Here is a 5,092-nt window from a genome sequence, read left to right as displayed (position 1 = left end):
TGTTCAAAGACCTGCACCGCCATCCCGAACTGGGGTTCGCCGAGACCCGCACCGCAGGGATCGTCGCGCGGGAATTGACTGGGCTGGGGTTCGCGGTGGAGACCGGGATCGGCGGCACCGGCGTTGCGGCAGTGCTGCGCAACGGCTCCGGGCCGACGGTCATGTACCGCGCCGACATGGACGCCCTGCCGGTTGCCGAAAACACCGGCCTGGACTACGCGAGCTCGGTAACAGTCGCCGGCGAAGACGGCACCCCGTTACCGGTAGCGCACGTGTGCGGGCACGACGCCCACGTCACCTGGATGTTGGGAATGGCCAAGGTGCTGGCCGGCGCGACCGACACATGGTCGGGCACCGCTGTGCTCGTCGGCCAGCCGGCCGAGGAACTGATCGCCGGCGCGCAGGCCATGGTCGACGACGGCCTCTACGACGTGGTGCCCAGACCGGATCGCCTCGTCGGCATGCACACCGCGCCTGCCCCGGTCGGCATGGTGGCCGCCGCCGGCGGCCCCACCATGGCCGGCTCCGACCAGGTGGACATCGTATTTCGCGGCGTCGGCGGCCACGGGTCGATGCCGCAGCTGGCCAAGGATCCGGTGCTGATGGCCGCCCTGGCCGTCGTCGAATTCCAGACGATTGTCAGCCGGATGATCGCCCCGCACGAGACCGCGGTGCTGACCGTCGGTGCGGTGCAGGCCGGCTCGGCTCACAACGTCATCCCAGCGCAGTCGCTGCTGAAAGCCAACCTGCGCTGGTTCAACCCGCAGGTACGCGATCAACTCCTCGACGGGATCAAGGCCGTCTGCAACGGCATCGCGCACACCTACGGGATGCCCGAAGACCAGCTTCCCCAGATCACGCTTCCCGGCGGTTGCACGCCGCTGGTCAACGACGAAAACTTATGCGCCCGCCTGGCCGCGGCGCTCGGCAAGGTGATCGGGCCGGACCACGTCCTCACGCAGCTGCCGCCGGTGACGGCGTCGGAAGACTGCCAGCTGCTCAAAGGCCCCCACCATGACGTGCCGCTGGCGTACCTGTTCGTCGGGGTCGCCGACCCGCAGCTGTGCGCCGACGCGCTGGCCGCCGGAAAGTTCTTCCCGTACTCGCCGCACAGCCCGGACTACCGGGTCGACATCGCGGCGATCCCGTTCGGGGCCAAAGTCGCCAGCCATGTCATGCTCGATCTCCTCGCGACGTGAGCGAGGTTGGGTAGCGAAGTCACTGTTCGTCACGGACCGACCCACCTAAAAGTGTCTTGTATGCCGAACGGAAAAGGCGTGGCCTGCCGACCGTGCGTCCGGGTAGGCCGCGGCTGGGCCCCGACAGCACATAGCTGGCATGCCATATATGCGGCATAATGGCACCGTGAAGAAGACGACGATCTACCTCGACGACGGCACCGACAGCCGACTCATCGAGATGTCAAGGCGGCGTGGCCGTTCACGCGCTGCACTGATCCGCGAAGCCGTGGAGCGCATGATCGTCGACGACGATCGTCCGCCACGCCGGCCCCGGCCGCTTGGCGCCAGCGCACACTCGGACACCTCTGAGCAGGTAGACGAGATCCTTGCCGGGGGATTCGGTGAGTGATCGTCCTCGACACCGGCGGGCTGTACGCGCTGCTCGACTCCTCCGATAACCACCACGAAGCCGCACATGGGGCTATCAACAAATATGACGGCCCGCTATTGCTGTCACCATTGATCCTGGCCGAGACCGACTACCTCGTCTCCAAACGTCTCGGTCAGCGCGCTGAGCGTGCTTTCCTGGCCGAGGTGACCGACAAGGTCTATCGGCTGGCGGGCTTCGACGATGACGACATGCAGTCGGCGGCGAACCTCGTGAACACCTACGCGGACATGAACATCGGGATCGCGGACGCTTCGGTGGCAGTGATCGCGGGACGCTACCGAAGCGTCGACCTCCTCAGCGTCGACGCCCACTTTCGCGCCATCCGACCCCTCTGGGGGCAAGCGTTCAGGCTGCTTCCCGTCGACCAATGACGTGGATCGATCGGTGCAATGCCGGCGTTGCGGAAACCGCCGTCGGTAATCAAGTTGTGCACCAGATTGCGCCCATGACCTCAGTCCCAAGAAGGGCGAACGATGAGCGAGCCACCGGTCCGCCGAAGCCCGTCATGTGCGAGCAGTAAAGCACCTAGAGTCGGCGACGTGTCCTCACTGAATACCGCGTCCGGAACTGTCAATACCGCTGATCTCGGTGTCACGCTCATGCACGAGCACGTGTTCATCATGACCACCGAGATCGCGATGAATTACCCCGAAGCCTGGGGCGACGAAGACAAGCGGGTGGCCGACGCCATCGACCGGCTCAACGAACTCAAGTCGCGCGGCGTCGACACCATCGTCGATCTCACCGTGATCGGGCTGGGCCGCTACATCCCGCGGATCGCGCGGGTCGCCGCAGCCACCGACCTCAACATCGTCGTCGCCACCGGCCTCTACACCTACAACGACGTCCCGTTCCGGTTTCACTACGTGGGCCCCGGCGCCGAACTCGGTGGACCGGAAACCATGACCGACATGTTCGTCCGAGACATCGAGGAGGGCATCGCCGACACCGGCATCAAGGCCGGCATCCTCAAGTGCGCCACCGACAAACCCGGCATCACGCCAGGCGTCGAGCGGGTGCTGCGCGCCGTCGCCCAGGCGCACAAGCGCACCGGGGTGCCGATCTCCACGCACACCCACGCCGGCCTGCGGCGCGGCCTGGAGCAGCAGAAGATCTTCGAAGAAGAGGGCGTTGACCTGAGCCGGGTGATCATCGGCCATTCCGGCGACAGCACCGATGTCGGCTACCTCGAGGAGCTCATCGCGGGCGGCTCTTACCTCGGCATGGACCGGTTCGGCATCGACACCATCTTGCCGTTCGAAGACCGGGTCAACATCGTCGCGACGATGTGCGAGCGCGGGCATGCCGACAAGATGGTGCTGTCGCACGACGCCAACTGCTATTTCGACGCGCTACCCGAAGAACTCCTGCCGATCGCCGCACCGAAGTGGAATTACCTGCACATCCACAACGACGTCATCCCCGCGCTCAAGCAGCGCGGCGTCACCGACGAGCAGCTGCACACCATGCTCGTCGACAATCCGCGCCGGATCTTCGAACGGCAGGGCGCCTACGCGTGAGCGCGCCGGTCCCGCCGATCGGCGCCCAGATCTCCGCGCTGGCCGCGCTCGCTCCCGACGAGCCCGCCGTCACGTGCGACGGGCGCACCCTGACCCGCGGCGAACTCGACCGCTCGACCAACCGGCTGGCGCGCGCCTACGCCGAGCGCGGCGTCGGCATCGGCGACTACGTGACCATCGTATTGCCCAACGGCATCGAGTGGATTCAGGCCGCGGTGGCGTGCTGGAAGCTGGGCGCCGTGCCGCAGCCGCTGTCGGCGCGGCTGCCCGACGCCGAGCTCGCGGGGCTGCTGGAGCTGCGGCCGCCGACGCTGTTGGTCGGTAGGGTAGATAGCGAAATACCCAGCTTGCCAACCGGTTTCACTCCAGATCCGTCCTTGTCCGATGCTGCGTTGCCCGAGGCCGTGTCGCCGGTGTGGAAGGCGATGGGATCGGGTGGCAGCACCGGTCGTCCGAAACTCATCGAGTCCGGTGGCGACAGCCGGATCCCGCCGGCGATCGGCTATCCGCTCGGCGCCCAAGAGGGCGACGTGACACTGGTCCCGGTTCCGTTGTCGCACAACACTGGATTTACCACCGCGACTATCGCGCTGCTGATGCGCCAGCACCTGATCCTGATGAGCCGATTCGAGCCGACGACGTTTCTGCGACTGATCAGCGATCACCGTGTCACGTTCCTGACCACGGTGCCGACCATCATGCAGCGGTGCTTGCCGGTCTATTACGACAACCCCGACGCCTTCGACCTGTCGTCGCTGCGCCGGTTCTGGCATTTGGGCGCGCCGTGTCCGCCGGCAGTCAAGCAGGCCTGGATCGACCTGCTCGGTCCGGAGAAGGTGTGGGAACTTTACGGCGGCACCGAGTTACAGGCGCTGACGTTCATCTCTGGCGACCAGTGGCTGACGCACCGCGGCTCGGTCGGCGTCGTGGTGGCTGGCGAGATGAAGGTGCTCGACGACAACGGAAACCCCTGCGCGCCGGGCGAGGTCGGCGAGATCTACCTGCGGCCGAGCCCAGGCAGCGGCCCCACCTACCGCTACGTCGGCGCGACCGCCAAATCCCGCGATGGCTGGGAGTCGTTGGGCGACCTCGGTTACTTCGACGCCGACGGATTCCTCTACATCTCCGACCGCCGGGTCGACATGTTTACCGTCGGCGGCCGCAATGTCTACCCCGCCGAAATCGAGGCCGCGCTATCCGAGCACCCAGATATGCTGTCCTGCTTGGTCGTTGGCGTGCCGCACGAGGACCTTGGCCAGGTGCCCTACGCCCTGGTCCAGTCTGGCGCCGAGTTGGATGAGCAGACGGTGCAGGCATTTCTGCGCGAGCGCATCGCCGGCTACAAAGTCCCGGCGACTGTCGGATTCGTCGACGCTCCATTACGCGACGACGCCGGCAAGGCCCGCCGCTCCGCGGTCCGCGATCGCATCATTGCGCAGCGCTCCCCGGCCGGCGGGGAGACCGCCACCGCATCGCAATGATTCCCGTCGTCGGCTGCGGACGTCATGGCGCGATTGCGTCTTCTTGACGCGGGCTCACCGTCGGCTCTGCGCCTGCCCTACCGCGCGATTCCCAGCGCCGCAATGCATCCCGGCACGGTGATTCGACCAGCGCGTAGCTCACCGCGGCAATCGCAAAGGTGAAGATCAGCGTCAGCGTAAGCACCTCGGGCAGGTGACCGTGGAACGCGAACTGACCGATGACGGGGAACACCATGGTCAACGCCGCGAGATGCCAGATAAAGATGCCATAGGACCAGCGGCCCAGCGTCACCATCGGGGCGCTGCCCAGGAATCGGTGGCTGTCGTCGCGCCGGTCGAGCACCAGCGGCGCGACCAGTCCTGCAGCCACCAGTGCGCCCATCGCGGTTTTCACGGTGAATTGCGCAGCGCTACTCGGGACTAAACCGGCCGGTCCGGCCAGCGGCGAGGCCGCGACCA

General features: G+C 66.4%; 6 protein-coding genes. 5 read left to right on the top strand and 1 reads right to left on the bottom strand.

All coding sequences use genetic code 11. The features are described from left to right. The 5 genes from AC2VOU_RS17830 to AC2VOU_RS17810 all read left to right on the top strand — a co-directional run. The coding region (locus tag AC2VOU_RS17830) for an amidohydrolase (RefSeq protein WP_486958571.1) at positions 1–1,199 on the top strand (1,199 nt) is incomplete at its 5' end. Positions 1,200–1,365: 166 nt separating this feature from the next. Then, positions 1,366–1,590: a ribbon-helix-helix protein, CopG family gene (locus AC2VOU_RS17825; RefSeq protein ID WP_486958570.1), complete on the top strand. Its 225-nt coding sequence runs from the start codon at positions 1,366–1,368 to the stop codon at positions 1,588–1,590. Then, positions 1,587–2,003 carry a type II toxin-antitoxin system VapC family toxin gene (locus tag AC2VOU_RS17820; RefSeq protein ID WP_486958569.1) on the top strand — a complete coding sequence of 139 codons (417 nt, stop codon included), beginning with the start codon at positions 1,587–1,589 and terminating at the stop codon, positions 2,001–2,003. The genes AC2VOU_RS17825 and AC2VOU_RS17820 overlap by 4 nt, the downstream gene beginning before the upstream one ends. A gap of 168 nt (positions 2,004–2,171) precedes the next feature. Then, positions 2,172–3,152: a phosphotriesterase family protein gene (locus AC2VOU_RS17815; RefSeq protein WP_486958568.1), complete on the top strand. Its 981-nt coding sequence runs from the start codon at positions 2,172–2,174 to the stop codon at positions 3,150–3,152. Then, complete coding sequence (locus AC2VOU_RS17810; RefSeq protein WP_486958567.1) at positions 3,149–4,633, top strand: AMP-binding protein; 1,485 nt, start codon at positions 3,149–3,151, stop codon at positions 4,631–4,633. The genes AC2VOU_RS17815 and AC2VOU_RS17810 overlap by 4 nt, the downstream gene beginning before the upstream one ends. Positions 4,634–4,655: 22 nt before the next feature. Here the strand turns inward: AC2VOU_RS17810 and AC2VOU_RS17805 are convergent. Beyond that, positions 4,656–5,092 (bottom strand): acyltransferase family protein (locus AC2VOU_RS17805; RefSeq protein WP_486958566.1); only part of this gene is annotated, 437 nt, incomplete at its 5' end.

This window comes from Mycobacterium sp. TH-M25, assembly GCF_057473665.1.
This window is presented reverse-complemented; position numbering and strand designations above follow the sequence as displayed.